This is a genomic window from Spiroplasma endosymbiont of Tiphia femorata, from assembly GCF_964020225.1.
GTDB lineage: Bacteria > Bacillota_I > Bacilli_A > Mycoplasmatales > VBWQ01 > Spiroplasma_E.
Genome location: NZ_OZ026544.1, coordinates 113,288 through 139,802, shown reverse-complemented (window position 1 = coordinate 139,802; position 26,515 = coordinate 113,288). Strand labels below are relative to the sequence as shown.

29 protein-coding genes are annotated in these 26,515 nt (G+C 23.9%); 13 read left to right on the top strand and 16 right to left on the bottom strand.

Annotation, left to right across the window (positions count from 1 at the left end):
* The first annotated feature begins 72 nt into the window (after positions 1 to 72).
* The 4 genes from uvrA to AACK83_RS00840 all read left to right on the top strand — a co-directional run bounded on the left by uvrA (position 73) and on the right by AACK83_RS00840 (position 4,482).
* Positions 73 to 2,943: an excinuclease ABC subunit UvrA gene (uvrA, locus tag AACK83_RS00855; protein WP_338958738.1), complete on the top strand. Its 2,871-nt coding sequence runs from the start codon at positions 73 to 75 to the stop codon at positions 2,941 to 2,943.
* Positions 2,944 to 2,998: 55 nt separating this feature from the next.
* Entirely contained in the window at positions 2,999 to 3,160 is a 162-nt protein-coding gene (locus AACK83_RS00850) for a hypothetical protein (RefSeq protein WP_338958736.1), read from the top strand.
* Positions 3,161 to 3,196: 36 nt separating this feature from the next.
* Positions 3,197 to 3,862 (top strand): hypothetical protein, encoded by a 666-nt coding sequence (locus AACK83_RS00845; RefSeq protein ID WP_338958734.1) that lies wholly within the window; start codon positions 3,197 to 3,199, stop codon positions 3,860 to 3,862.
* Positions 3,863 to 3,957: 95 nt separating this feature from the next.
* Positions 3,958 to 4,482, top strand: coding sequence for a hypothetical protein (locus AACK83_RS00840; protein WP_338958732.1), 525 nt, complete (start codon positions 3,958 to 3,960; stop codon positions 4,480 to 4,482).
* A 275-nt stretch (positions 4,483 to 4,757) separates the two neighbouring features.
* Here the strand turns inward: AACK83_RS00840 and AACK83_RS00835 are convergent, their stop codons facing one another.
* The 3 genes from AACK83_RS00835 to AACK83_RS00825 form a co-directional block, all read right to left on the bottom strand.
* Positions 4,758 to 4,979 (bottom strand): hypothetical protein, encoded by a 222-nt coding sequence (locus tag AACK83_RS00835; RefSeq protein ID WP_281748782.1) that lies wholly within the window; start codon positions 4,977 to 4,979, stop codon positions 4,758 to 4,760.
* Between the two features lie 76 nt (positions 4,980 to 5,055).
* Entirely contained in the window at positions 5,056 to 5,520 is a 465-nt protein-coding gene (locus AACK83_RS00830; RefSeq protein ID WP_338958729.1) for a UPF0236 family transposase-like protein, read from the bottom strand.
* Between the two features lie 122 nt (positions 5,521 to 5,642).
* Positions 5,643 to 5,876, bottom strand: a complete 234-nt coding sequence (locus AACK83_RS00825) for a hypothetical protein (protein ID WP_338958727.1) — start codon at positions 5,874 to 5,876, stop codon at positions 5,643 to 5,645.
* 301 nt (positions 5,877 to 6,177) lie between these two features.
* Here AACK83_RS00825 and AACK83_RS00820 point away from each other — a divergent pair, with 301 nt between their 5' ends.
* Positions 6,178 to 6,378 carry a hypothetical protein gene (locus AACK83_RS00820; protein ID WP_338958725.1) on the top strand — a complete coding sequence of 67 codons (201 nt, stop codon included), beginning with the start codon at positions 6,178 to 6,180 and terminating at the stop codon, positions 6,376 to 6,378.
* Between the two features lie 25 nt (positions 6,379 to 6,403).
* Entirely contained in the window at positions 6,404 to 6,589 is a 186-nt protein-coding gene (locus tag AACK83_RS00815; protein ID WP_338958723.1) for a hypothetical protein, read from the top strand.
* A 95-nt stretch (positions 6,590 to 6,684) separates the two neighbouring features.
* Here AACK83_RS00815 and AACK83_RS00810 read toward each other — a convergent pair whose 3' ends face one another.
* From AACK83_RS00810 to AACK83_RS00775, 8 genes are all read right to left on the bottom strand, one after another.
* On the bottom strand, positions 6,685 to 6,951 hold the full coding sequence (locus AACK83_RS00810; RefSeq protein ID WP_338958721.1) for a hypothetical protein: 267 nt from the start codon (positions 6,949 to 6,951) through the stop codon (positions 6,685 to 6,687).
* A 90-nt stretch (positions 6,952 to 7,041) separates the two neighbouring features.
* Positions 7,042 to 7,698 (bottom strand): hypothetical protein, encoded by a 657-nt coding sequence (locus AACK83_RS00805; protein WP_338958718.1) that lies wholly within the window; start codon positions 7,696 to 7,698, stop codon positions 7,042 to 7,044.
* Entirely contained in the window at positions 7,679 to 8,716 is a 1,038-nt protein-coding gene (locus tag AACK83_RS00800) for a hypothetical protein (RefSeq protein ID WP_338958716.1), read from the bottom strand. The genes AACK83_RS00805 and AACK83_RS00800 overlap by 20 nt, the downstream gene beginning before the upstream one ends.
* The gene (locus tag AACK83_RS00795; protein WP_338957608.1) at positions 8,667 to 9,908 is read right to left on the bottom strand and encodes a hypothetical protein; all 1,242 of its coding nucleotides are present in this window, start codon (positions 9,906 to 9,908) and stop codon (positions 8,667 to 8,669) included. Before AACK83_RS00795 ends, AACK83_RS00800 begins: the two co-directional genes overlap by 50 nt.
* A 17-nt stretch (positions 9,909 to 9,925) precedes the next feature.
* Complete coding sequence (locus AACK83_RS00790) at positions 9,926 to 10,048, bottom strand: hypothetical protein (RefSeq protein WP_255495924.1); 123 nt, start codon at positions 10,046 to 10,048, stop codon at positions 9,926 to 9,928.
* 4 nt (positions 10,049 to 10,052) lie between these two features.
* Complete coding sequence (locus AACK83_RS00785; RefSeq protein ID WP_338958715.1) at positions 10,053 to 12,542, bottom strand: hypothetical protein; 2,490 nt, start codon at positions 12,540 to 12,542, stop codon at positions 10,053 to 10,055.
* Positions 12,543 to 12,562: 20 nt separating this feature from the next.
* Positions 12,563 to 12,916: a hypothetical protein gene (locus AACK83_RS00780; RefSeq protein ID WP_338958713.1), complete on the bottom strand. Its 354-nt coding sequence runs from the start codon at positions 12,914 to 12,916 to the stop codon at positions 12,563 to 12,565.
* A gap of 38 nt (positions 12,917 to 12,954) precedes the next feature.
* Entirely contained in the window at positions 12,955 to 13,737 is a 783-nt protein-coding gene (locus tag AACK83_RS00775; protein WP_338958711.1) for a hypothetical protein, read from the bottom strand.
* Between the two features lie 313 nt (positions 13,738 to 14,050).
* Here AACK83_RS00775 and AACK83_RS00770 point away from each other — a divergent pair, with 313 nt between their 5' ends.
* The 5 genes from AACK83_RS00770 to AACK83_RS00750 all read left to right on the top strand — a co-directional run bounded on the left by AACK83_RS00770 (position 14,051) and on the right by AACK83_RS00750 (position 18,642).
* The gene (locus tag AACK83_RS00770; protein WP_174480240.1) at positions 14,051 to 14,362 is read left to right on the top strand and encodes an HU family DNA-binding protein; all 312 of its coding nucleotides are present in this window, start codon (positions 14,051 to 14,053) and stop codon (positions 14,360 to 14,362) included.
* Between the two features lie 30 nt (positions 14,363 to 14,392).
* On the top strand, positions 14,393 to 15,406 hold the full coding sequence (locus tag AACK83_RS00765) for an alpha/beta hydrolase (RefSeq protein WP_338958708.1): 1,014 nt from the start codon (positions 14,393 to 14,395) through the stop codon (positions 15,404 to 15,406).
* A gap of 70 nt (positions 15,407 to 15,476) precedes the next feature.
* Positions 15,477 to 16,925, top strand: a complete 1,449-nt coding sequence (locus AACK83_RS00760; protein ID WP_338958705.1) for an FAD-dependent oxidoreductase — start codon at positions 15,477 to 15,479, stop codon at positions 16,923 to 16,925.
* Positions 16,926 to 17,122: 197 nt separating this feature from the next.
* The gene (locus AACK83_RS00755) at positions 17,123 to 17,380 is read left to right on the top strand and encodes a hypothetical protein (RefSeq protein ID WP_338958702.1); all 258 of its coding nucleotides are present in this window, start codon (positions 17,123 to 17,125) and stop codon (positions 17,378 to 17,380) included.
* A 41-nt stretch (positions 17,381 to 17,421) separates the two neighbouring features.
* Entirely contained in the window at positions 17,422 to 18,642 is a 1,221-nt protein-coding gene (locus AACK83_RS00750) for a cation:dicarboxylate symporter family transporter (RefSeq protein WP_338958699.1), read from the top strand.
* Positions 18,643 to 18,874: 232 nt separating this feature from the next.
* Here the strand turns inward: AACK83_RS00750 and AACK83_RS00745 are convergent, their stop codons facing one another.
* Positions 18,875 to 19,009 (bottom strand): hypothetical protein, encoded by a 135-nt coding sequence (locus AACK83_RS00745; RefSeq protein ID WP_338958697.1) that lies wholly within the window; start codon positions 19,007 to 19,009, stop codon positions 18,875 to 18,877.
* 213 nt (positions 19,010 to 19,222) lie between these two features.
* Between AACK83_RS00745 and AACK83_RS00740 the strand changes: the two genes are divergently transcribed.
* Complete coding sequence (locus AACK83_RS00740) at positions 19,223 to 19,990, top strand: hypothetical protein (protein WP_338958694.1); 768 nt, start codon at positions 19,223 to 19,225, stop codon at positions 19,988 to 19,990.
* 662 nt (positions 19,991 to 20,652) lie between these two features.
* On the opposite strand, the gene AACK83_RS00735 is transcribed toward AACK83_RS00740, so the two are convergent.
* From AACK83_RS00735 to AACK83_RS00720, 4 genes are read right to left on the bottom strand one after another with little or no spacing between them, the layout of a single operon-like run.
* Complete coding sequence (locus tag AACK83_RS00735; protein WP_338958691.1) at positions 20,653 to 21,174, bottom strand: hypothetical protein; 522 nt, start codon at positions 21,172 to 21,174, stop codon at positions 20,653 to 20,655.
* Positions 21,175 to 21,194: 20 nt separating this feature from the next.
* Positions 21,195 to 23,858, bottom strand: a complete 2,664-nt coding sequence (locus AACK83_RS00730) for a cation-translocating P-type ATPase (protein ID WP_338958689.1) — start codon at positions 23,856 to 23,858, stop codon at positions 21,195 to 21,197.
* A gap of 24 nt (positions 23,859 to 23,882) precedes the next feature.
* Entirely contained in the window at positions 23,883 to 24,758 is an 876-nt protein-coding gene (locus AACK83_RS00725; protein ID WP_338958687.1) for an aldo/keto reductase, read from the bottom strand.
* Between the two features lie 27 nt (positions 24,759 to 24,785).
* Positions 24,786 to 25,436, bottom strand: coding sequence for an NAD(P)-dependent oxidoreductase (locus tag AACK83_RS00720; RefSeq protein WP_252320453.1), 651 nt, complete (start codon positions 25,434 to 25,436; stop codon positions 24,786 to 24,788).
* 402 nt (positions 25,437 to 25,838) lie between these two features.
* Between AACK83_RS00720 and AACK83_RS00715 the strand changes: the two genes are divergently transcribed.
* On the top strand, positions 25,839 to 26,480 hold the full coding sequence (locus AACK83_RS00715) for a PGDYG domain-containing protein (RefSeq protein WP_338958683.1): 642 nt from the start codon (positions 25,839 to 25,841) through the stop codon (positions 26,478 to 26,480).
* Positions 26,481 to 26,515 lie beyond the last annotated feature (35 nt).

Below are 26,515 nucleotides of genomic sequence, written 5' to 3'. Positions count from 1 at the left end.
GCAATAATGCTATTAAAGTTAACTATATATAGTATATAATTAATTAGAAAGAGCATATAAGTGGAGGAATAAATGACAGATAATCAAAAATATATTACTGTTAAAGGTGCACGTGAACATAATTTAAAAAATGTTAATATTAAAATTCCAAAGTATAAGTTAGTAGTTATTACTGGTGTCTCAGGAAGTGGTAAATCATCATTAGCTTTTAATACAATTTATGCAGAAGGAAGGCGAAGATATGTTGAATCACTTTCAGCCTATGCTCGTCAATTTTTAGGAAACAGTGAAAAACCTGATGTTGATGCTATTGATGGTTTAGCACCAGCAATTTCTATTGATCAAAAAACTACAAGTAATAATCCTCGCAGTACTGTTGGTACTGTTACTGAAATTTATGATTATTTGCGTTTACTTTATGCACGGATTGGAAATCCTTATTGTAATAAGGGTCATGGTCCAATTAGCACGCAAACTTTAAAAGAAATGGTTAATAAAATTAAAACGTTAGAAGATAATACTAATATTGAAATTTTAGCACCAGTTATTAATGCTAAAAAAGGTAGTCATCAAGATTTATTAGCAAAATTAAAACAAGAAAATTTTTTGCGAGTTAAAATTAATAATAAAATATATAGTTTAGATGAACCAATTGAATTGAATAAATCATTACGTCATGATATTGATATTGTTATTGATCGTATTAAATTTACCAATGATGATAATACTATTTCACGAATTCATGATGCTTTAGAAGTTGCTTTAAATCATAGTAATGGTTTAGCAAAGGTTATTTTATCGCAAACAAATGAAACGTGATTATTTTCTCAAAAATATGCTTGTAAAATTTGTGGATTTTCAATTCCCAGTTTAGAACCGCGTTTATTTTCTTTTAATGCACCAAGTGGAGCGTGTTTTGATTGTAAAGGCTTGGGAGTAAAATTAGAAGTTGACGAAGAATTATTAATGCCAGATTTAAAATTATCAATTAATGATGGTGGCATTGAGTATTATAAAAACTTAGTTGGTACTAGTAATTTAGAATGACAAAAATTAAAAGTTCTTTGTTATCATTATTTAATTGATTTGAATCAACCATTAAAAAATTTAACAAAAACACAACTTAATTATATTATGCGTGGTAGTGATGAAGCCATTACTTTTAGTATTACTTCGGCAAATGGTCGTAAATATCCTAATCATGATTATATTGAAGGCATTGCCACTTTAATTGAAAGACGTTTTTTAGAAACAACTAGTGATTTTGCCCGTGATTATTATCGTAAATTTATGAGTGAACGTACTTGTTTAACTTGTCAAGGAACAAGATTAAATGAATTTGCACTAGCAGTTAAAATTAAAGATGAAAATAATAAAGAAATGAATATTAGTCAATATACTAATTTAGACATCGAAAAAAGTTTAACATTTATGTTAAATATTAAATTATTACCTTATCAACAAGAAATTGCTAAATTAATATTAGTAGAAATCATTAATCGTTTAAGTTTTTTAACTAATGTTGGTTTAGGTTATTTAAACTTATCACGAATGGCACAAACTTTATCTGGTGGTGAATCACAACGAATTCGATTAGCAACTCAAATTGGTTCACAATTAACGGGAGTATTGTATGTTCTTGATGAACCTTCAATTGGTTTACATCAACGTGATAATGTTAAGTTAATTGAAACTTTAAAACAAATGCGAGATCTTGATAATACATTATTAGTAGTAGAACACGATGAAGATACAATGTGAGCAGCAGATTGATTAATTGATATTGGTCCAAAAGCCGGAATTTATGGTGGTGAAGTAATTGCTGAAGGTACACCACAGCAAGTTGCTAATAATCCTAATTCAATTACTGGACAATATTTAAATGGTGAAAAATTTATTGCATTACCTAAATCAAGAAGAAGTGGTAATGGCAAAGTTATTGAAATTCAAGAAGCACAAGCTAATAATTTACGTAAAATAAATGTTAAATTACCTTTAGGCAAATTTATTTGTGTTACTGGTGTTTCAGGAAGTGGTAAATCAACGCTTGTTAATGATATTTTATATACTAGTATTCAAAAGTATTTAGGTTTAAAGGGACAACGACCAGGAAAACATAAAGCAATAAAAGGGACTGAATTTATTGATAAAATTGTTGCTATTTCGCAAGAACCGATTGGCAGAACACCAAGGAGTAATCCTGCTACTTATACTTCAGTTTTTGATGATATTCGTGATTTATTTACACAAACACCAGAAGCAAAAATTAGAGGATATGCTAAAGGTAGATTTTCATTTAATGTACCGGGAGGAAGATGTGAACGTTGTTCTGGTGATGGTGTTATTAAAATTGCGATGCATTTTTTACCTGATGTTTATGTAACTTGCAAAATTTGTGAAGGAAAACGTTATAATAGTGAAACATTACAAGTTAAATATAAAGGTAAAAATATTTATGATGTACTAGAACTGCCTGTTGATTTAGCATTAACTTTTTTTGCTAATCATCCAAAAATCCATAAAAAGTTAGCAATGATACAAGAAGTGGGATTAGGATATGTAAAATTAGGACAACCCGCTACTGAATTATCTGGTGGTGAAGCACAAAGAGTGAAACTAGCTAAAGAATTACAAAAACGTGCTACTGGCAAAACTATGTATATTTTAGATGAACCAACTACTGGTTTACACGTTGATGATATTAAAAGGTTAATTGAAGTTTTAAATAAAATTGTTAATCATGGTGATACTGTTGTTGTAATTGAACATAACTTAGAAGTTATTAAAGTTGCTGATTACATTATTGATCTAGGACCTGAGGGTGGAAAATTTGGTGGTGAAATCATTGCTACAGGAACACCAGAACAAGTAATAACAAATCCTAAGTCTTATACTGGACAATATTTAAAAGCAGTTATTAATCGCGATTTGAATAGAAAATAATTAAAATATTTTCTGTAGTATTCTTGAATTTTAACAAAAGAAGTGGAGAAATAAAATGTCTTTAGAAGTAGTACCAAATTTAAAAGAAATACTTATAAATTCAACTATACAAAATGTTAAAAGTAATATAATAAAGTTAAAAGAAGCTTTTAGTACTTCTTCTAATATACAATACTTAGAATATTGATTTATTTTTTTTGAAAAAGATTTTTTTTAAAAAAATTTAAAAATAATGGAAAAACAGTATCAATGAATGCAAAAATTTTTAGTGAAAGTAAAAGATGAAGTATTTAATGATGAAAGAAAAGAACTTGAATTTCTTTCTTTTAAGTTTGAAAAAGAAAATTTTTTTCCATGAGATAAAGAACTAGAGTTTGAATTACTTGAATTTACTTTAATGTGAGAGGAACAAAAACAGAAGGAAAAGGGTAAACTTATTGATAAAATTACAGCATTAAAAATAGAATTAAATTGTAAATTAAGTAGTAAAAAATGAGAATTAAAAGAAAAATTATATAAAATTAATAATCAACAAGAAATTATTTTAAATTTTCATAATAATAGTCTTAAAAAATTAGAAGTTTTTCAAAAACAGAAAACAAGTAAGATTTTTAAATTTAAAAGTAAATTAGTTAAGTTTTTCACTTTTGGTTATTATAATTTTGAAATAAGATTAGTTAATAGAATAGAATGTGAAAAAGTTGTTTTAAATAATCAAAAAGAGCAACTTTATAAAATTGGATTAAAAATTTGTAATATCAAAAAAAGTTTGAATAAAGTTGAAATAAAAATTAGAAAAAAAAGACAAAGACTTAATTTATTTAAAGAAAATATTGTCTCTCTTGTTAAGGAAATAAATTCAATTAATGTACAAAATACTGAAATTTCAACAAACAATAGATTAATAACACAACTATAGTTATTCTTTTTATTTGTAATCTAAAATTGGAGAAAATTATTTCCATTTATATGATAAAATCTTACTTATATATAGACATGAAAGGATTTGTCACTTTGGAAAAAAGAGTATATTTTTTAAAGTTTAATAAAAAAATTCTTAAAATGGATTTAATAAGTTTTGGAACTGGTTTAATAGGTATTTTTTTGGGAATTCTAAGTATTTTAGCATTACAACCTTTTTGAGATAATGATAAAGCATCACTTTGAATAACTGTTGTTGCAATTTTTTTTGATATTACTAGTTTTACTTTAGCTTTTCTACCTTTTTTCTTAATGTTCCGTTTAATTAGATTAAAGAAAACTTTGATAAAACAAAATATGAAATTATATCGAAAAGATCAATTTAGTATTTCGCTTGATTTTATTAGTTTTTGTTTAGGTATTATTGGAACAAGTTGCGAAATTATTAGTGTTATTGTGCTTTTACCTCAATTTAATGATAATAAAGTTTTTTCATATCAAATTACTATTGTTGCTGTTGTTTTAAATATTATTAGTTGTATTACTTGTTTAATGGCAACATTAATTACTATTAATATTATTAAAGATTATAAACAAAGAGGAAATTCTATTATTTAAATATGATAATGTCCACTTTTAGCATAATTATTTTGGGACGGTAACAAAAACGGAGGATATAATTACTTTTTAAACATTTCTTTAAAATTATAGACAAGAAATAATTGTAATTATATGCAATTGTAAATACATCTTACTACTAAATTAAATTAATTTCAATTAAAATACAAATATTAAAAAAATGAAAAATAAAATTAATATTTATACACAACAAAAATTCTTATTAACTTTTAATTTAATAAGTTTTCAAAATTTTAATAAAAAAATAAATTAAGTTATGTTTTTAAATTTATTTGATTACATTTAAAAATAACCATTTTAATATAAATATTTATGTTATAAGTTCTATTACCAAGCATTTCTTTTAAAATATGTCAAATATTACCTTCTGTAAAACAACCTATATTTCACTTTGCACCTTGATTTTCAATACCTTGTTTATTATTTTTAAAATATTGTTTTTTTAATTTTTTATGGTTTTTTAATATTTCATTCATATATTTTATTAACTCATCATATTGACCATTTTCAATAAAATTTCTACAAATCTTATATTCATCTCAATATTTTCCTTTATTTCCAGCTATTATTCCAACATATAATTTTTTTAACTAAATGGAATTTATCTAAAACAAAACTTGCACCTAAATAATCAGCAACTTCTTTAATTCATCCTGCACTATCTCCACAAATAATTATTTTTGCTTGGTCAAAATTTTCAAAAAATCTATTTCCTTGTTCTTTAATAAATTCAGCAGTTTTTTTAACACCAATTGCTGTTTTTGTTGGTCTTATTATTACATCTGCTCTTTTATTAACTAATTTATGATTAACATTATCTGTACAAAATAATACTAAACGCATTGAATATTTACCAGAATTGCGTTTAAATTTTCAAAATTTTCGATGTCCATCATCAATACTAATATAAATAAATTGATTTGGTTCTAATTTTATTTTAGGAACATCTAATTTATTAACTTGATATTCTTGAAATAATCTACTAATACTTGTTGTACTAAATTTTGTTTGTTTCATAGTATGTAAAATATCAACATATCTTTTTCCATCAGCAAAATGTTCAATAACATTATTTTTGATATCCTGACAAGTTCTTTTATATTTAGGTAATTCTAATTCTTCATCTAATAAACAAACTCTTACTCATTTTTTAATTGTTCATCATAATATTTATAATCACGACATTTATAAGTAACAAGACCATTGATAGTATTTCTAGTTCTTTCTTTAATTTTAACTGGAATATATTTTCTATCTCTTTCTTTTAATATTCTTCAATCTGTTTTTTCTCATTGATTTTTTATATCATCTCTAAATGATTGATACATTTTTTTGGTTGCTTCTTTTAAATTTCATAAATAATTGAAACTCATATTTTTTTCTCCTAACTATTTTAAAAAAATCTAAATTTATTGTAAATATATTTAAAAAATTAATTTACTTAATTATTATATAAATATATAAGTGTAATTTTAAATAAAATAAAAATTATTTAAAAAACCACTTTCATATTTAAAATATAATAAACAATTTCAATATAATTAATAGTATAGGTATCACAAAATAAATGCCTTTAATTTAGACGTTATTTTTCATTTAAAAGCATACTTGTAAAAATAATCAAAAATAGTACAATTTAAAAGTAAAATCAAGGAAAAAAAGGAGTAATTTAATATGAAAACATCTAAAAATAATACAACAACATGATATGTAGATAATATAAACGGAGTTAGACAATCAATCACTTATAATGAAGAAGTATGAGAACATATAAATTTAAATGAAGTAGTAGAAGATAAAAAAATAAAAAACAATAAACAAAAACAAAATATCAAAAAAAATAAATGTTGTTCAAAACGTTGTACAATTTTATAAAAATATAAGTAAGGAGTAATTTAATATGAAAACATGAATCAAAACAAATTTTCAAAAAATAGCATTATCATTTGCTATAATAACTGGTGTTACTGGTTTAATCTTAGGAATAGTTTCATATAATAAAACTAATAATTATAAGTCATTTTTAAATTGAGATTATACAGTGACTTGGGGGGGCAACTATATGAGAACATCCAAGAGATGATAGTCATAAAATAGATTTATATTTTGGCATTAAACCAAAAAACGAAGGTGATACCAAATGGGATGGTATATATCCTGATGGATATTTTAATAAATAATCTAAATTTCCAAATTAATATATGAAATATTTTCATTATATTTATCAAATAAGTTAATATTATTTAATTGTATTTCTTGTTTATCAGTTATTAAAATTAAATCATAATTGCCAGCACCAAATATACCGCTAATTTCAATCCGATTTAAGTTATTAATCGGATTTTCAATTTGTAATTCAAATTCACTATTATTATCAATTTGTGCAATTTCTTTATAAAATTCTAATTTAGAAAATAATTGAGATTTATTTGAACCATATAAATTCAAAGCATTTTTAATTTTTGTTTTTTCAATAATTGTTTTTGTAAAGTATTTTCCATATTCACCATTTGCTAATGTTCAATCAGCAGGAATTAATTATGGAATATTATTACTTTCTAATTCATTGGTAATAGATAATCAGTTAAATTGGTTATCATCCAGTTTAAATAATTCATTTTGACTAATATCGTTATTCTTTAATTTAATATTATTTATATTTGTAAAATCAAAATAATTAGATTTTAATATTACTTTTGCATTTTTGAATTGTCAAATTTCGTCTTTATTAGGATGTATTGGATTTGATTTCAACTCAAAGTAATATAGTAATAAAATCTTATTATCATCATTTAAACCTTTATTAATTGACATACTTGAATAAATATTATTTGATAACATAATAACTATTTGCTTAAATATTTTTACTTGCTCTAAATCAATATAATTAGGATAATCTAATTTCCATTGTTTAAATAAATTAGTAATTACTTCATCAGGTTTTTGTCCCTCAAATTTTGCACGTAATTCTGCTATTTTATTGCCTAAATTATCTGGTTTAAAACCATCAAAATTACGATTATAATTATATGTATAAGTTAGCATATCTAATAATACTTTTTGTAAACTATCAATTGGTGGTTTATCATTTATTTCAATTTCAATATCATTAAAGTTCTGTGATAATTCAATAGCAATATATTTACTAGGATATGGTGGGGTTGGTTCTCTATGACTATATAATATATTGTTCATTCTTTTTCATTTCAAAATCATCTAATTTTTTAGGTACTGGTGCTGGTCCATCATATTTACCAATTTTTGCATATGTTATTTTTGCATTATTAATAATTTCTTTTCTTGTTTCAGTTCCACCACCAATAGCAATTAAATCTAAAACTGATTTTTCTTGTCCTATAAATTGTTTTGCTAAGTTTCAAGGTAATATTTGTTCACTAAATCATTGTTGTAATATTCTAACTTTTGGTTGAGTTTCAATAGGCATTGATAATAGCGGAAATGCTATCTTATCTTTAACAAATAACTTTGGGTATACTTCCATATTGTCAACTTCACCAAGTACCTTTATATTTCCAAAAATCATGCTTCTAGGCGCTTTAATTTTTAAACCAATTACTTTGGTATCTTTGTCTAATGGTTTTTGTAATTTAATAATGATTGGATAACCATCTCTTGTTTTAAAATCTTTAATTTTAATAATAGTAATACTTTTAGTACTTCTAGTTTTTGGATTTTGATAAGGTTGTGAATAATTATTAATAATGTATAAATTATCAATATTATTTTCAGTTAATGGTTCATTTATACTCACTGCATATAATTTAAATTGATTTAATAAATTTATTTCTTGAAAAATTAAATTTTTAATATCAGTCATACTATATTCAATAGTATTATCATTAATGTTTGTACTTGCTCTTTGATTTAATTGCATAGTAAAGTCTGATGTTTCAACAGCAATAGTTTTTAATACTTTATCAATATCAATAAAACCAATTTTAATAGTATTTGCTGAAAATTTTAAACTATTATTTTCATTATTTTTAAATAAACGTTCAATTTCATAAATATAAATTGTTCTTTTTTTAAATTCATCGTATGCTCTATTAATATCTGGGTCACTAGTAGCACTCATCATATTAGTAAAATCATAAGGAATATTATCAATTAAATAATCATTTTCTACTTCTGCTTGATTAAGTTTAGTTTGTTTCTGTGGAAACTTCGTTTGTGGTTTGTTGTTGTTTTCCATTGTTCTCTCCTATTAATTGGTTATTTTCGGGGTTAAATAATTTTAATTTAACAGTTAAATTATTAATTTCTTGTTCATCATTAATATTAAAGGTTTTACTATTTAATAAGTCTTTATCAACACTTACTAATATTTGAATAAATTTAAGAATATCAATATTAAATTGTCATAATTTTTGTTCAATATAATTAATAGTTGAAATATTTACAGCTGTACTTTCGGGAACTGATTGTTGTGCAGATTTCTTTTGACTTGGTATATGAATACCACAACGTTTAAATATTTCATTAACATTTCAATCGTATATATCAGTTAAATTTTTACCTTTAAAATTACTATTTGTCATATTGATATTTTCGTTTTGTTCATTATTATCTCCACCACTTTTAAATATATAGTTTTTAGTAACTAATGTTCTTACTGCTTCTTCTAATGTTGATTGAACATTACCATAAGTTTGACTAAATATAAATTTAGGTGAATTTAAAATGGTATCTAAAACAATTTGTTCATAAATAACATCTAATGCTTTAATTTTATCCATTACTTTATCACAATCTGCTAACTCATTTGCTTTATTTCGCATAATTGATATTGGTATATAATTAATATTTAATGTTTGTTCTTGTAATAGATTAGGATTATTAATAAATGATTTAAAATCTAATGGAAATTGTTTTTTATTATCACTAATACTATAAATTGAGCGATTAATTGTTACTTGTTCATTATTTAATGTATAAATTTCAAATAATCTTACAGTTTGTGCATTTTGTTGATAACTATCATAAAAAATAGTACATTGAGTTAATTTACCACCAATATCATAAACTCTTTGTTGTATATCTACTACTTGAAAATATAAATCATCATTAGCAATATAAATTAAATAACCACTAATTCCTAATTTGCTTAATTTAAAAATAGAATTTCAATTTTTTCTATAAAATTCTTGTTGAATTAAGTATTTTTTAATAGTTTCATTATTAATATCTAATGGAGCATTATATAAATTAGCATTATTTTCTGCTACAAAATCAGTGAAATAAGTTTCATGATTAAAATCATTAAAACCAAAATAATTTAAAATTGAAGCATGAGTACTTTTATTTTTATTATTTAAAAATTTTACTTTTTCATTTTGATTATCACTAATATTACTTTTATCTTTTCTAAAAAATTTACCTAACATAATATTCACCACCTTTCTTAAAATATTTGATTAATTTTTAATATGATTTTTACAATGATAAATATAATTAAACCTGCTGTTGCTGATGATAAAATTACTCCTATTAAACCTAAAATAATTTTTATAATTTTAAAAAACATAATATTATTCCTGTAATTCTTCTAATTTTCATACATTACCTTTTAAATTACCTTTTCCAGTATAAATAGTAATCCATTTTGCATGTTGAACTGATAAAATTACTATATTAGCACTATCATTAAAGGTTTGTATTTGTACACCAGCAATTTTTTTATCAGTTATAATAAATTCTTGAATAGTATAAACTGGATTATATATACTTCAAGAATAATAAACTCTATAATGTTTATTCTCTTGAAAATCATAAGTAATTTGTCAATTATCTCATTTATTTTTTTCTCTTGTTCCTACTTTTTTTCATTTTGGAACATTTGGTGTTGGATTATTTTTTAATTCAATATCTCATTCATTTTCTCTAATTTCATTAGTTTCTAAACTATATGAATTAATTTTAATAGGTTTTTCTATATCAATTTTTTCAGGTGCAATAATATTTAATGTTTTACTATTAATTTGATAAACATTATCATCTGCTTGTTCTAATACTTCAAAACTAATAATTGCTCCACCATTACCACCATTTAAAGTTAAAGTTCAATTTGTATTATCAAAATTAATATTTAATGTAGCATCACTATTACCAATTTTTCCCGAAACAATTCTTCAATTTCCAGTACCCGTTACTCTTGGTGATTTAAAAAATATAACTTGTTGATAACCTTGGTCTAATGGTTTTTCATTTGCAACTTCTCATGTTACAAATACTCGATAAATATATTGATACAATGGCGCATATGTAATTTTTCATGTTTTATCATCAATTCTATTACCTATTACTTTTCATTTAATAATTTTAAAATCTGCTAATTTTTTATCTATCTCAGTTTTATTATAATAATCAGATAAATTAGGTATTTTATCATCTATATATTTTTTATTTGGAATATCATTATCATCAGTAATATTAGGATTATCTCTATAAATTAAAGTTTTACCGCTAGTATTAGTTTTAATAACTTCATTAACTAATCTTGTAGTACTATCTTTATCATCTTTATTATTAAAAATCTTATCTTGTAAATTTTCTATTTTATCTTGTTTTTTATTTACATTTTCACTAATTCATTCTTTAATAACTTTATTAGGTGGTATTCCTAAATCATCACCAAATTTTCCCTCTGGTAATTTATTATATTTTAATTCTCCATATGTCATATTTTCATTTATCAATAATAATTTATTTTGTTTTTTATCAATTAATTCATCAACATATTTTTTTGTAGTCGCATCTTTTTCTTGTTCTGGTTCGCCAATATAAATAATTCTTTTATTATTAGCAGTAATTAATCTTTTTTCTTTAGGTTGAATAATATTAGGCGAATTAATGTCTACTTCTCATAATGATTCACCACTACCACCAGTAGCACTAATTTTATTATTTTCATCAATTTTAATATTTTCACCAGCAATTAACTTATCTTGTTTTTTATCTAATAAATTATTAGTTTCTATTTTTGTATAATAATCACGTTCAGTATTTTTCTCTGCTATAAATTCAGTTGGTGTATCTATTCCTTGATATTGATATATTTCTTCTATATCACCAATTAAATTAATTTTTCCACGTTCAGGATAAGAATTACCGCCACCACTAAATTCTTTCTTTTTATTGTTATAGTAAATCGTTCCGGTATTTAAAATTCTTTTATTTTGGATTTGTTCACTATACGTCATGGAATCAACATTTAGCAATTCAAATTCATTAAAAACATTATTTAAATAAATTTTAATTACTTTATAAAATTTCATAAAGTTATTTTCTGTTGAATATTGATAACTGATTTTAATAAAATATCATTTAAATATTTCTATATTATTATTTTCAACTTTTTTTCATAAAGAACTAGTTTCAATATTAAATCAATTATTTTTAACATCATTAATATTTTCATTTGCTTTAATTAATTCAGTATTTAATTTGGTAATTTCATTTTCATTAGTAGTAATTCGTTTTTGTTGTTTAGCAGAAAAATCACAAGTTGGTGCATGCGTATAATCACCAATTTGTGGATTATTTTGTAATGCTTCGGGGGGTAATGTACCAATTTCATCAGGTCAATCTAAAATCATTGTTTCAGTTTCTTTATCATAATCAGTTGCAACATAACCTTTATTAATAAATTTACTAACAGGACCTCTATATATTTCATTTTCATTATCATCAACTAAATCATCATATAATTTAATTTGTTTTAATAATGTAAATTCTTTTTGTTCTTTTATTAATTCATCAACTTGATTTCTAGTATAAAATGCTTTTAAGTCAATTTTTTCAACATCTATTTCATCATCATTATAACTTGAAAATATTTGTTTTAATTCTGTTAATCTTGCTCATATTTTCATTCTACTAGGTGCTAAATCTCAAACATTAATTGTAGGAGTACTATTTGCACTAAATTGAGTACCATTATTAAATTGAATAGTAGCATCAACATTAAATTCAATTGGTGTACGATTAAATACTCAATGTTCAACCATAACATAAACCATATCTCTTAATGTTTCTTTAATTAATTCATCTTTAAAACTATCAAAAGGAAATTTAGATAAAATAAAATCAAGATAAGCATTAATATCATTTTGCGCGCGAATAGCAAAAGTTTTAAATCAATCATTAACATTAGGTCATGTTTGTATATTGCAGCATCATAATCAGCAACTATTGATATAGAATTTTCAATTTTAGAGTTTTTAATAAAAAAATATTCACCTAAAAATTTATCTATTTGTTCTTTTATTGTAATGAAAAACTTAAAATCTTCTTTTATTTTTTCATTAAAATTTTTAAATTCATTAAATAAATTAATAATATCATTACTCTTTTTGGTTATATTCAATTTATTTTCAGTAAAACAACTATTCATTTTATTATTAATTTCACTTAATTTATCCCTTATTTCTTTTATATTTTTTTCAATTTTATCTTTAATTTTTTTATATCAATTTCTAACTTTAATTGTTCTTCCGTTAGTAATATTATTTCTTTTTTTTGGCTTTTAATACTACTTTCATTTTCCAAAATTTGTTTTTTATAACTTGAAATTTTTGTTTCTAAAATTTTAATTCTTTCTTTTGCATTTTTAACTTTATTATTATAATCGATTCATAATGCATCTCAATGCTTTTGTATGTTTGCATCACTTGAATTAACTTCAATTAAGGTTGATACTACTTCAACATATTTTATTTTTGTTCTCATAGTAGCTTGGAAATCTTCAATATTTTTTTGAGTTTCTTGAAAAGTATCTTTATCTATCTTTGTGATTTTTTCTTTAAACTCTTCTTTATCTTTTTGCAAAGCTTTAATTTCTTTTCTTATTATTTTTAATTCTTTTTGATCTTTTGCTATTTTTTCATCCAATGTTTGATTTCTAAGTTGATTATTAGTGCTACTTTTTGTTAAATGTTCAATATGACTTTTTAAGTTTTTTAAATCATCTTCTTTATAAGCTAAATCCTTTTCATATTTACTATTTTCTAATTCTTCTTCTGATAAAATATCTTGATATCTTTGTTTATAATTACGTTGTTCCTCAACACTTTCATTTATGAAAAATGTGAATTCTTTTTTAAAAATTTCTAAATTTTCTTTAAATTTTCTAATCTTATTTTCAATATCACTTATTGAAACATTTGTTGTCGCTATCTCTAGAATAATTTTAAACCTCTCTTTCTTTTCTTTCAAAAATAAAAAAACCACTTGCTTTAAAACTAAAGCAATGGCCAAACACTTTTATTTTTGTAATTACATTTTATAGAAATTATAATTATAGTTAAGGAATATACTTATTTATACTATTGAATATAATAAAGAAATTTTTATCTTTGATTCTTATTATTTTTAATGTTAAAATTATTCAAATTAAATATGTAAAATGTCTTTTATATATAAAATTATTAACAAGCAAAGTACGAAAAATTTATAGATTACATTTTATAAATAAAATAATATAAAATAATATTAGAAGGATATGGGCAAACAGATAGGGTTGATTTTTATGAACGCAAAAGAATTAATTGCAAGAGTATCAGATAAAACTAAATTTAACATTCAAGATATTGAAATAGTTTTTAATTGTGTAATTGAAGAAATTAAAAATATTAACCAACTAGGTAAAGTAATTACTATTCCTAATTTTGGTACTTTTAAAATCAAAAAAGTAAAACCCTGTTTACGACGAAATAGTAAAAATAATGGACAACACGTAGTTAGCAAATACAAATATATTAAATTTATACCTTATAAAAAATATAAAAAATATATTCGTTGTAAACCAAAACCAACAATACTAAATAATGTCGACTATTAAAATGTATGACCTAAAATGTGAGGAAAACCAATGAAACAAAGTAGTATTAATAGAATAAAATTAAGACAAAAAGTTAATATAAATTCAATTGAAATGTTTAAAGCATGCTTGCAATATAATTCACAATTTCAACCGAAAGTTAAAATTGAATTAGCAAAATGGCCAATGTATTTTGAATATTGAGAATACCTAGAAAAACATGAAAATATAATTCCTTTTTCAATTAAAACATCAATTGACAATTTAACATTATACGGTAATCTTTTAAAAAGTCCCCTTAAAAATGAAAATAATAATAAAACAATAATTCTATTACACGGAATAACTAATACAAGATTTTGAATATTTAAACAAGCTTTCATTTTTTTACGTGCTGGCTACAATGTTATTTGATATGATGCTCGTAACCATGGTGAAAGTGATGCATCACCAACAACTTTTGGTTTAAAAGAATCACAAGATTTACAAGACATTATTGAATACTGTTGTAAAACATATAAACAAGAAACTACTGCTTTAGGATTATATGGTTTTTCATTAGGTGGCGCAACAGTAGTAATGTGAAGCAATTTATATGCAAAACATAAAATTAATCAAAAAGTAAAATTCATTATTTCTGATTGTACATTTAGTCGCTTAGATCGTACCTATAGTGAAAAACTATACAACTATGCTTTCTTACCTACTAATTTAATGCTGAAATTAAGTCGTAAAAAAGCACAAAAAGCATTTGGTGTTGATGGTTTACAAGAAATACAACCAATTAAATATTTAAAACTAATACCTGATATGCCAATGTTATTTCTTCATGGTCAAAATGATCACTTTATTAACTACACTAATGCTAACGAATTATTTCAAGAAAAAATTCGCTATGAAATACCAAAAAAAAGTTCATTATACACTATCCTTGATGCTAACCACGGTCAAAGTTTTTTAATTGGTGATTTAGACCACACAGTTGTTAATGAATATAATTTAGTAACTGATAAGGGTATTAGTGACACTACTTTAGAATTTGTTCAAAAATGAATCAATACTTAAGATAAACACTATTAATTGATTTTTTTATTAAATATATATTATAATTAATGAGAGTGGAGAGATGATAAAAATGAAAATTAAAGTTATTATTATTGGTGCTGGTGCGACTGGGATGGGAGTTGCGAGTAAATTATTACGTAGTGAAAAAAATAGTGATAAAAACTTTGATATCCATGTTTATCAAGAAAAAAACTATATTTCACTTGGTGCTTGTGGTATTCCTTATTATATTGCTAATGAATTTAAAGATAAAAAACTTTTAAATGACCGTACAAAAAAAGATTTTTCAGAAAAAACTAATAATAAAAATAAAATTAAAATTCATTTAAATCAAAATGTTATTAAAGTCGATACAGCAAAACAAGAAATTCATATCAAAAAAACAATAGACGATAAAACTAAAGCAAAAGTTGTATCTTATCATGCCTTAGTTATTGCAACAGGAGCCAAACCAAAAATTCCGCCACCTTTTAGTCATGGTATTTTACCACATAATGTTTATAATGTTTTTACTAAAGAAGATGCCATAAATCTAAAAAAAGCAATGAAAAATGCTAAAAAAATAGTTATTATTGGTGGTGGATTTATTGGCATGGAAATGGCAGAAGCGTGCTTAAAACAAAAAAAAGATGTCACAATCGTTGAAATGAAAGATCGATTAATGGCAGACGTTGTTGATAAAGAATTTAGTCAATTAATTTATGATGAACTAACCAAAAAAAATATTAATCATAAAACTAAATCAAAAAACAATGCCACTATTTTACTAAACTATCAAGTTGAAGAACTAATGATGACTCATAATAATGTTAATGATTTGCGTTTAAGAAGTGTAAATGATAAAAAAAACGGAAAAACAATACCTTGTGATTTAGTAATACTAGCAGTTGGTTTTGAACCAAATACGAATTTTTTACAAAATAGCAATATTGAATTAAACAAAAATAAAGCAATTATTATTAACGAATTCTGTCAAATTCCTTCTAAAGAAAATCTTACAAAAAAGTTTTCAAATATGTATAGTGGTGGTGATTGTGCACAAATATATAGTCAATTTGATAAATCATCAATATATGTTCCCTTGGCAACTAATGCTAATAAAATGGCACGTATTATTGCTGATAATATTAAAAACCCAGAACATAAATATCCAGGAACTTTAGCGTCAAGTATTTTACGTGTTGGTAATTTAGAAATAACAAAAACTGGTAGTTTTGATACGATTGATAAAAATAAAATTGGTAGTGTTTATATTAAAGATTATGATCTACCAAGATACTTAAAACAATCTCGTCCTTTATACTTAAAACTATTTTATGATAAAACAAATTTCCAATTACTGGCAGCACAAATGGCAGGTTATAATCATTCCACATTAAGAATTAATGCTCTTGCTACTGCCATTTGAAATAAAATGGACATCCGTGATTTACAAAATTTAGATTTAGTTTATTCACCTCCTTTTGCTCGTACTAGTGATATTATTCATATAGCAAGCAGAAAAGTAACATCGTCATAACCTATAAAAAATAAAAAGAATGAGGTAGCAACTATGACAACTCTTAGTAATGACAATATTAACTTATTAAGAGACTTTGTTGGTATTTCACACTGACAAAGTCTAATCGGGATAATTGTCTTTTTTAGTATTATCCTAGCACTTTCTATTTTTATTAAAAAACTAAACCTAAATTTCCAATTCGTATTTTTACTGGAATGGGATTAGGACTAATTTTTGGTATTACTATCCAAGCTATTACTGGTTTTAATAGTCATAACATTACTTATCCTAACTTACCTGGAACACCAATAAAACCTAATCCTGACTATATACCCTGAGTTGCAGAAATTGTACACTGAATTGAATTATTAAAAACTATTTTTATTATTGGTATTACTATGTTAACTATTCCATTAGTATTTTTAGCTATCGCTAGAATTACTAGTAAAAAAATAGTAACTCAAAAACAATAACTAAAGTTTCAGGAGTTGGTATTACTATTTTATTAATAAATGTGGCTATTGCTTTTACTATTGCCTTTGGACTAGGAATTGCTTTCAAAATTGGGCAAGGTTTTAATTTAACTGATGGTGGTAATTACGATAAAACTACTGCCAAAACAATTCCCGAAATTATCATTAGTTACGTTCCTAGCAGCTTAATTGGTGTTTTTACTCAAACATTAATTATTCCAATTATTGTACTTGGTGCTTTAATTGGATTTGCAATTAAAAAACTAACTAAGCATAATGAAGAACGAATGGACAAAGCAAGAAACACTTTAGAAACAATGTGAAAAATTATTATTTCAATATTAATGATGTTTATTAAAATTATGCCATTTGCTGTTATGAGTATGCTAGCAACAGCAATTATTAATCAACCAATTGGTGCACTTGCTAATATTGGCATTATTATTGGGGTTGCTTATTTAGCACTACTTATTACTTTCTTATGACATTTATTATCATTATATTTATTTGGTATTAATCCTTATCGTTGATTAGTAAAAGCACAGAAACCAATTATTGCTGGTTTTACAACTCAGTCTTCTAATGCCGCTTTACCAATTGCTATGAATACCTTAAAAGAAGATTTAAAAGTGAAAGAAGAGGGTAGTGATACAGTAATGCCACTTTCAACAACAATAGGTTTAAGTGGCTGTGCTGGAGTACAAGCTGGAATTATTTTATCTTTCTTATGATTTAGTGTTATCCTTCCTGGTAATTTTCCCAACTGAACAATCGCTATTTTATTTATTAATGGTTTAATTGTAACACTAGTTGCTTCATTAGGAATTGCGGGAGTGCCAGGAACTGCTGCTGTTGTAACGGCTGGTGTTTTAGGTGGTCTTGGTTTTGGTAGCTATTATGCTGCTGTTTATGGTATTATTGGTGCCTTAGATGGTTTATTTGATATGGGCAGAACTGCAGTTAATATTTCTGGTGGTTTACAAGCTACTGTTATTGCTTCTCGCAATCAAGAATTAATTGAAGATGAAAAACTTTTATTAAAAAAATACCCTTTTAAGGGTTTACACATTTTAACAAAGAAAGTTGGAGCCAAATTGTTAATTAGATCTGAAAAAAATGATAAGATTCAAGCATTAAAAAAAGATACTAAAGTTAAAATTGAAGCATTAAAAAAAGTAAAAAATAGTGAGAATGATATTAAATTTTTAAAAGAGCAGTTAAAAAAAGATATTAAAGCAATTAAGAATGGCAAAGATGTATAATTTCCAACTATTATTACATTAAATATTTTTAGTAATCTATTTCATAAAGATATCACAAAACTAAATATATAATAGAAATTAAATGAGGAAAATAACTAATTTTTTGAGATGGACTAATAAAGATTAATTGATGTGCTAATATATTTCTACCTTCAATAATACCTTTTATTAAAGGACTTTTATCAAATCCTAATGTATAATCATTATCCTTTGATTAAAATCATTTTTTTCTTTATACATATCTTCTAATTGACTTAGTAAGATATTCATTTTTTTGAATTTTCTTTAAACTATCTGTAACATTTGCAATTGCCTGCTGTTTATTTGATGTTACTGGTTTAGTTTTCTCTGCAAAATAATTTTGCATATAAATATCTGAAATATTTGTTTGTTTAGTTATATCAATAATTATTGAACCTTGATAACTTTTATCATTAAAACTACTAATTATTTTTACATTTTATTTTAGAAATTTTTTGTCATTCTTATTTATTGCCGTGAATAATATTATATAATGGTATTTAAGTTCTATTTTATATAATTTATATGAAAGTAAATGAATTTAAAGGAGAAAAATAAAATGAAAAATTTATTAAAATTATTATCAATTTTAGCAATATCAACACCAATACCATTAACTGTAGTTGCTTGTGATACACCAGACTCAAAAAAAGATACAAAAATTGATATTTCAACAAAAATTCCTAATAATATAGATTTAGGGATATTAAAATTTAAAAAAAATATAAAATCTGAATTTTTAAATAAATTACAAGAAAAATTAATAACAATGTTAGGTTTAAAAACTATTACAAGTAATGACTATGATGTTTATATAAAAATTTTTGAAAAATATTTTTACTTTAAAGATTTATACTTTATTGATATTTTCAAACAAAATGATTTTTTAACTTTAAATTTAAATATTAAAATTGTTGCTAAAAATGGAACCAAATTTAAAGGAGAAAAAAATAATATTACAATTAGTTACTGCTTATTACAATCATGAACTGATTTAAACCAAATTACTAATATTGATAGTCCAAGTCAAATTGAGGCCATTGACCCGAATGCTGTTACAAAAGAAGAATTAGAAAATGCATTAGATTCAATCATCAATAATTCTGTACAAAAAATATGTTATGACGATATTGTCATCAAAGAACTTGATTATGTATATGATATAATAGATGAAGATTGCATTAATAGAATTACTACTATTGATTTATCAACTACTAGTAAAATAGTCAAAGTTAAAATTACTGCTCAATGAAATTCAATTGATTTTGTTGGAACGACTAATTTAATATCTGTCACTTTGCCAAAAGCTATTAAAATTATTAACTAATGTAAATTTTAAATCAAATATGAAAGAAGTCTATTGAAAATAAACAAAATTTGATAACATATAGTTGCTATCCAATATATAATTTTAACCCACTACTTTTATGCTAAAGTAAGTGGGTTAATTGTTTAAAAAGGGTAATTAAAATAGAAGTAATTGAACAACATATTTAGTTTAATTTCAAAAATAAGAAATGCAATAAAAAGAAAAAATAAAAAATCAAATGATAAAACAACTAATTTAATAAGTAATATTTTTGAAATAATGAGATTTTAAATGAAAAAAAGAAAACAAAAAAACTTAAAGTAACCAAGAAGAAATCAGTAAATTAAGAAGCAATATTAAGCAAAAATCAGGAGAAGATTAAAGACTTAATTATTTTAAATGAGAAATATAAAAAAATAAAGATGAAAATAATGAAAAAGTTGTTAGTAAATTTAAAATTTTAGAAAACCAAAGGCAAAGAAAAAGAAATTTTTTTATTAATTCAATTTTTACTAATAAAATCAAATCTATTTCATATTTCTCTATTTTCAAAGAGAAATTTTTCAACATATTTATATACTTTATCTTTAATTTTATTTTTTCAAAAATAAAATCTCCATTCTATTAAAGTAATTTATAATTAAATTATAAAATAAAATCAAAATTTTTTTCAAAAACTATTATGCTGTTAGTAAAAAATTATTTATTTTTTCAAAAACAACATTCATATTTAATTTCTTAGGTTTAAAAGAACCATTGTTATTAATTTTCATAAACATTTCTTTATATCACAAAGAAAGTTGTTCATAAAAATATTTATTTATTTTATCTTTGTTTTTAATTGTCATCATCATAATTTCATATCAATTTAAATTACATTTATATGGCTGAAAACCTTTTAAATCTCATTGTATGCAACATTCAATAATTAAAAAATCAGGAGTTGCAACAAATTCAAAATCATTGTATTTAGTATAACATTTAAATAATGAATTAACATAATGATTTCGTTTTTGCATTTCTAATTCTCATTTACATAAAAGTAAATTAAAGTAGTTGCGTTCCAAATCTAAAAATGGTTGCATTGCCATATTTGTAATTTTTTTATTTAAACAATGATCATACATTAGTAATTCCTTACGCAATGCAGTTAAACTCATATCTGGTGTATAACTAAATAATTCATACGGAATAATTCTCATTATTAATTTTCCATTCTATATTATTTAACTTTTACTTTATTTTGTTCTTTTTTAATTAATTTATTAACTAAAAGTCTAATTCCTTTATACACTTCTAATAATCACATTGGTATTGTTGATAAAGCAATACAAAGTAATCAATCAACTGCACGAAAACCAGCACCAATACCAAAAGCATTGCTAACAACAGGTGTAAAAATAATAAAAGTATTAATAGCAAAAGCACTAATCGCCGCAACTCAAATATATTTATTTTTTCAAGTAATCTTATTAAAAATACTTGTATTAGCACCTGAAACAAAAGAAAATGCATAAAAAAAAGGAGCATTAGTCATTATAACAAAAACAAAAACAAAACCTTCGCTATTATTTTCATGTAAAATTTGAGGTAAAAAATGAAAAGCTAATAGTAACAAGGTACTTAATATTATACTAACAATACCAATAAATCCTCAACTACCAGTAAGAATTCTATCATTCCGTTTTGTTGGTTTTCTAAGCATTAAATCAGGGTTATTAGGTCCCATTGACATTGGAATTGCAATAACAGATTCAACAATTAAATTAATTCATAAAATTTGAATTGGTTGCAATAATTCATTTCATCCAAAAATAGCACCAATAACAATTGAAAATACTTGGGCCATATTAGTAATTAAAATAAAAATAACAATTCTTTTAATTTTACTGTAAATATTACGCCCTTCTTCAATAGCATCAACAATAGTAGCAAAATTATCATCAGTTAATACTATTTGTGAAGATTCTTTAGCAACATCGGTTCCCGTAATACCCATCGCTACTCCAATATCTGCTGCTTTTAAACTAGGAGCATCATTAACACCATCACCAGTCATCGAAACAACCTTATTATGACTCTGTAATGCTTTAACAATCTTAACTTTATGTTCAGGAGAAACACGAGCAAAAACTCGATATTGATTAATATTAGCATTAAATGATTCTTCTGGAATATCATCAATTGTATTACCACTAAGTGCTTGTGTTTTATTTTCAATCAAACCTAATTCTTGACCAATAGCAACAGCAGTATTTAAATGATCACCAGTAATCATAATTGTATCAATACCTGCTTTTTTAGTTTTAACTAAAGAATCTTTAACTTCGTTTCTTGGCGGATCAATCATTCCAACTAATCCTAAAAAAGTTAAATTACTTTCAATTTCATTAATATTACTATAATCTTTCGTATTATTAACAGTTTTATAACTTGCTCCTAAAACACGTAATGCTGAATTTGACATTTCTTCCATACTTGCAATTATTTCTTTTTTAATTTGTGCAGTTAATACTACTCTTTCGTTATTAATAAGCGTATGAGTACAAATATTAATCATATTATCAACCGCGCCTTTAACAAAAACATAAGTTTCTTTATCATATTCATTAATTGTTGACATTAATTTACGATTGGAATCAAAAGGTATTTCATGAACTCGAGTATGTTTATCACTAAGTGCCTTTGTTGGAAACTTTAATGTTTCTGATCAATTAATAAGTGCTGCTTCTGTTGGATCACCAATAGTTTTATTTTTACTAACTTCACTATTATTACATAATACTAAACAATCTAAAAATAATTGTTCTTGTTTAGTTTTCTTTTTAAAGTCATTACTATCATTAACTGATTTTGTTAAATAATATTTTTTAACAGTCATTTTATTTTGTGTTAAAGTTCCGGTTTTATCAGAACAAATAATATCAACTTGACCTAATGTTTCAACAGCAGGTAAATGTTTAACAATAGCATGTTTTTTTGCCATTCTTGAACTTCCCAGTGATAATGAAACGGTGACAATAACTTGCAAACCTTCAGGTATTACTGCTATTGTTAAAGCAATTCCAAAAATTAAAGCATTAATAGCAGGTATTTTAATTAAGAAAAATTGTAGTAAAAACATAGCTAAACCTAATAATAAAGCAAAAACTGAAATTATTCTAATTAAAAAAGACATTTGTCGCGTTAATGGTGATTTAGGTTCTTTTTCTTCTTGTAATAACTTAGTTATTTTTCCAATTTCAGAAGTTTTTGCTGTTGCATAAACTAAACCAAGACCACTACCTGTCGCAATAGAAGTAGACATAAAAGCAAGATTAGTTCTTTCACCAATTGATAATTTTTCTTCAGTTAATGCTTCAGTAGTTTTACTAATTAAGGTTGATTCACCAGTTAAAAGTGATTCATTAGTACGTAAATTATAAGACTGAATAATACGCAGATCAGCAGGTACAAACACTCCCGCATCTAAATAAACCAAATCACCTACCACTAAATCTTTAGCATCAATATCGTATTTATTACCATTACGAATTACTACTGCTTGTGAAGAAACTAATTTCTTTAAAGAGTCCAAAGAAGCTGCAGCTTTTACTTCTTGATAAGTAGCCAAAGTAGCATCAACAATTACAATTAAAAAAACAACTAATGCTTCTTGTCATTGACCAATAACAGTAGCAATAATTGCTAATGCAATTAATACTAAAACAAATGGTTCAATAAAATGTGCTAAAACTATTTTTCAAATTGGCTTTTTTTTCGTAACTGGTAATTGATTAGGTCCTGTTTCTATTAACAATTGAGCTGCGGCTTCTTCAGTTAAACCTGTAACAAAATTAGTATTTAGTTTTTTTGCTAATTCCTTAGTTGTATCATTTCAAATCACAATTATTTAACCCCCTTTTTAAATTTAATCCATCATAATTCCTTTTCAAAATTTTTTATCATTAGATTGTGGGCCTAAAGCAGTTTGTGGTAATTTTTGAATTTTTAACATTTCTTCTTCTGTTAGTTCAAAACCCCCAATATCGGGATTACTAATAATTCGCTCTGGATTAGTTGATTTAGGAATAACTACTTGACCCAATTGTCAAGCTCATCTTAAAGCAATGTGACTAGTAGTAACCTTGTATTTATTTGCTAATTCTTGTAATAATGGTATTTCATCTGCTCTACCACCTAGCATTGTTCTTCATGAAGTAACAGCAATATTATTCTCGTAACAAAAATCTATTGTGTTTTTTTGATTAAAACCAGGATGTGTTTCAATTTGATTAATTGCTGGTTTTATTTTTATTTTTTTTAAAAAATCTTTTAATTGTGAACTATTAAAATTTGAAACACCAATTGCCCTAACTTTACCATATTCATAAAATTCTTCTAAGGCTCTTCAACATTCAAAACTTTGTTTAGTTGGTCAATGAATTAAACATAAATCTAAATAATCTAGTTTTAAACGAGTCAGGATACCACGCAAAGCATCTTTAGTAAGTTCATATTCATGATTGTCATTTCAAATTTTAGAAGTAATAAATAAATCTTCCCTTTTAACTTCTGGATTTTCTGCTAAAAAATCTTTAATTGCATTACCAATTATCTCCTCGTTTTTATAATATTCTGCAGTATCAATATGACGATAACCATTTTGCAAAGCACAAATTACTGAATTATAAATAGATTTACTATCAACCATTAAATATGTACCTAATCCAAATTGAGGAATTTTGACACCATTATTTAGAGTTATCGTTTTTTGTAAAATTTGTTCTTTTGTAAGTTTTACCATTTGTCTAATATCCTTTCAAACAAAATATTAATTATAACCCGCTGTAAAACGTTTTTTAATAAATTTTTGTTCTTTAATCTCATTAATAATAGCAATTGCAGCATCACCATAACTAATCTCACTTTTTCCTTCTTTATTAACAATTAAATGATTGTTACCAATTTTAAATTTACCTAAAGTTGGTAATTCTGGGTCATAGTATAAAGAAGGGCTAAAATATGTTCAATTAATGTCACTGCTACGATAAGTAGCTAATGCTTGAACTTGTTGTTGTGCATGTTCTTTTCATGCTTCAGGAAATGCACTTGTTTCTACTAATATTTCATTCTTATCATCTAACAAACTACCAGCACCACCAACAATTAATAACCTTTTAATATTTTGACATTCATGCATGATAGTAATTAAGTTTTTAGCAACTTGCTGATGAATATTTTGGGGATTATCAATAGTAGGGCCGTAAGCACTAATTAAAATATCAACATCATTAACAACCGCTTTAATACTACTTTTATTAGTAAGATCAGCTTTTTTAATGGTCAATCGATTATCATTATTAAGAATTGGCATTTTAATAGGATTTCTAGTAATGGCAACAACTTGATATCCCTGTTTTAAAGCTTCTTTAGTTAAAGCAAGTCCTGATTTTCCTGATGCTCCAATAATTCCAATTTTCATAGTTAATACTCCTTTTCAAACTTAATTTTAACGAAGAGTCAACAATATACTATAGTAATTATAGCATAAGTACACCTTATATTAGGTATTAGTTTGGGTGTTAGTAAATCATAAAATTATGATTTTAATTTATAATATTGCTACTTTTACTCATAAATTTACAATTATATATAATAATTTAATTACAAAAATATTTTTAAAAAAGATAAAAAAATGATATTATTAATAATAATTTATTAAATGTTCATTACTAATATAGATATTTTTATCTATATTAGTTTTTTTAATTTTATCAAATTATTTTAAAAAAATAAAGATAAATATTGAAATTTAAAATTTACTATATGTTTATTTTTAAAATAAAGTCTTTATTCAAAAAAACAAAAAGATGAAGGAGAAAATATGTTATTTAAAGAAAATACAGAAAATTCAAATGTTACATTTTGTATTAAAAACCCTACTGTAAAATATGAATTTCAATTACATCAAGATAATAATCCATTAGAAATTGAAACACTAGAAAAAGTAACAGTAACTTGTCATCGCGGTGATTATATTATTACAGGAGTTATTGGTGAACATTGAGTTGTTAACCAAAAAAAATTTAAAACTACTTATATTCCAGTTATTAATAATATAAGTAAGGGGGAAGCTTGAGCAAATCCCGATTCTAAAATAAAAATAGTTAATCTTAATAAAGATAATAAAAGTGGAAAATTATCATTACCTTGGGGTCCAAATGGTACTAAAAAAGAAGTACAATATACTAAAGAAGATGTTTTAATTTGAGATGAAGATGGATATTGATATCCTTGCAAAAAATCAGTGTTTGAAAATACTTATTTAATTAGTCAATCTAAAACAGAACTTGAAGAACAATTTCAAAATTTACTTAAATTAACAAATAATGATGATAATTTAGAAACTCAAGATGTAAGTTCAAATAGTGAAACAAGATTGAATGTTAATGAAATTAATAATTTAATGCCTTTATCAACAAATACAACAATATATAATTCACAAACACCAAAAAATTTGAACTAAAAAAATAAAATGTAATAAAAAATATTAATTTAAAT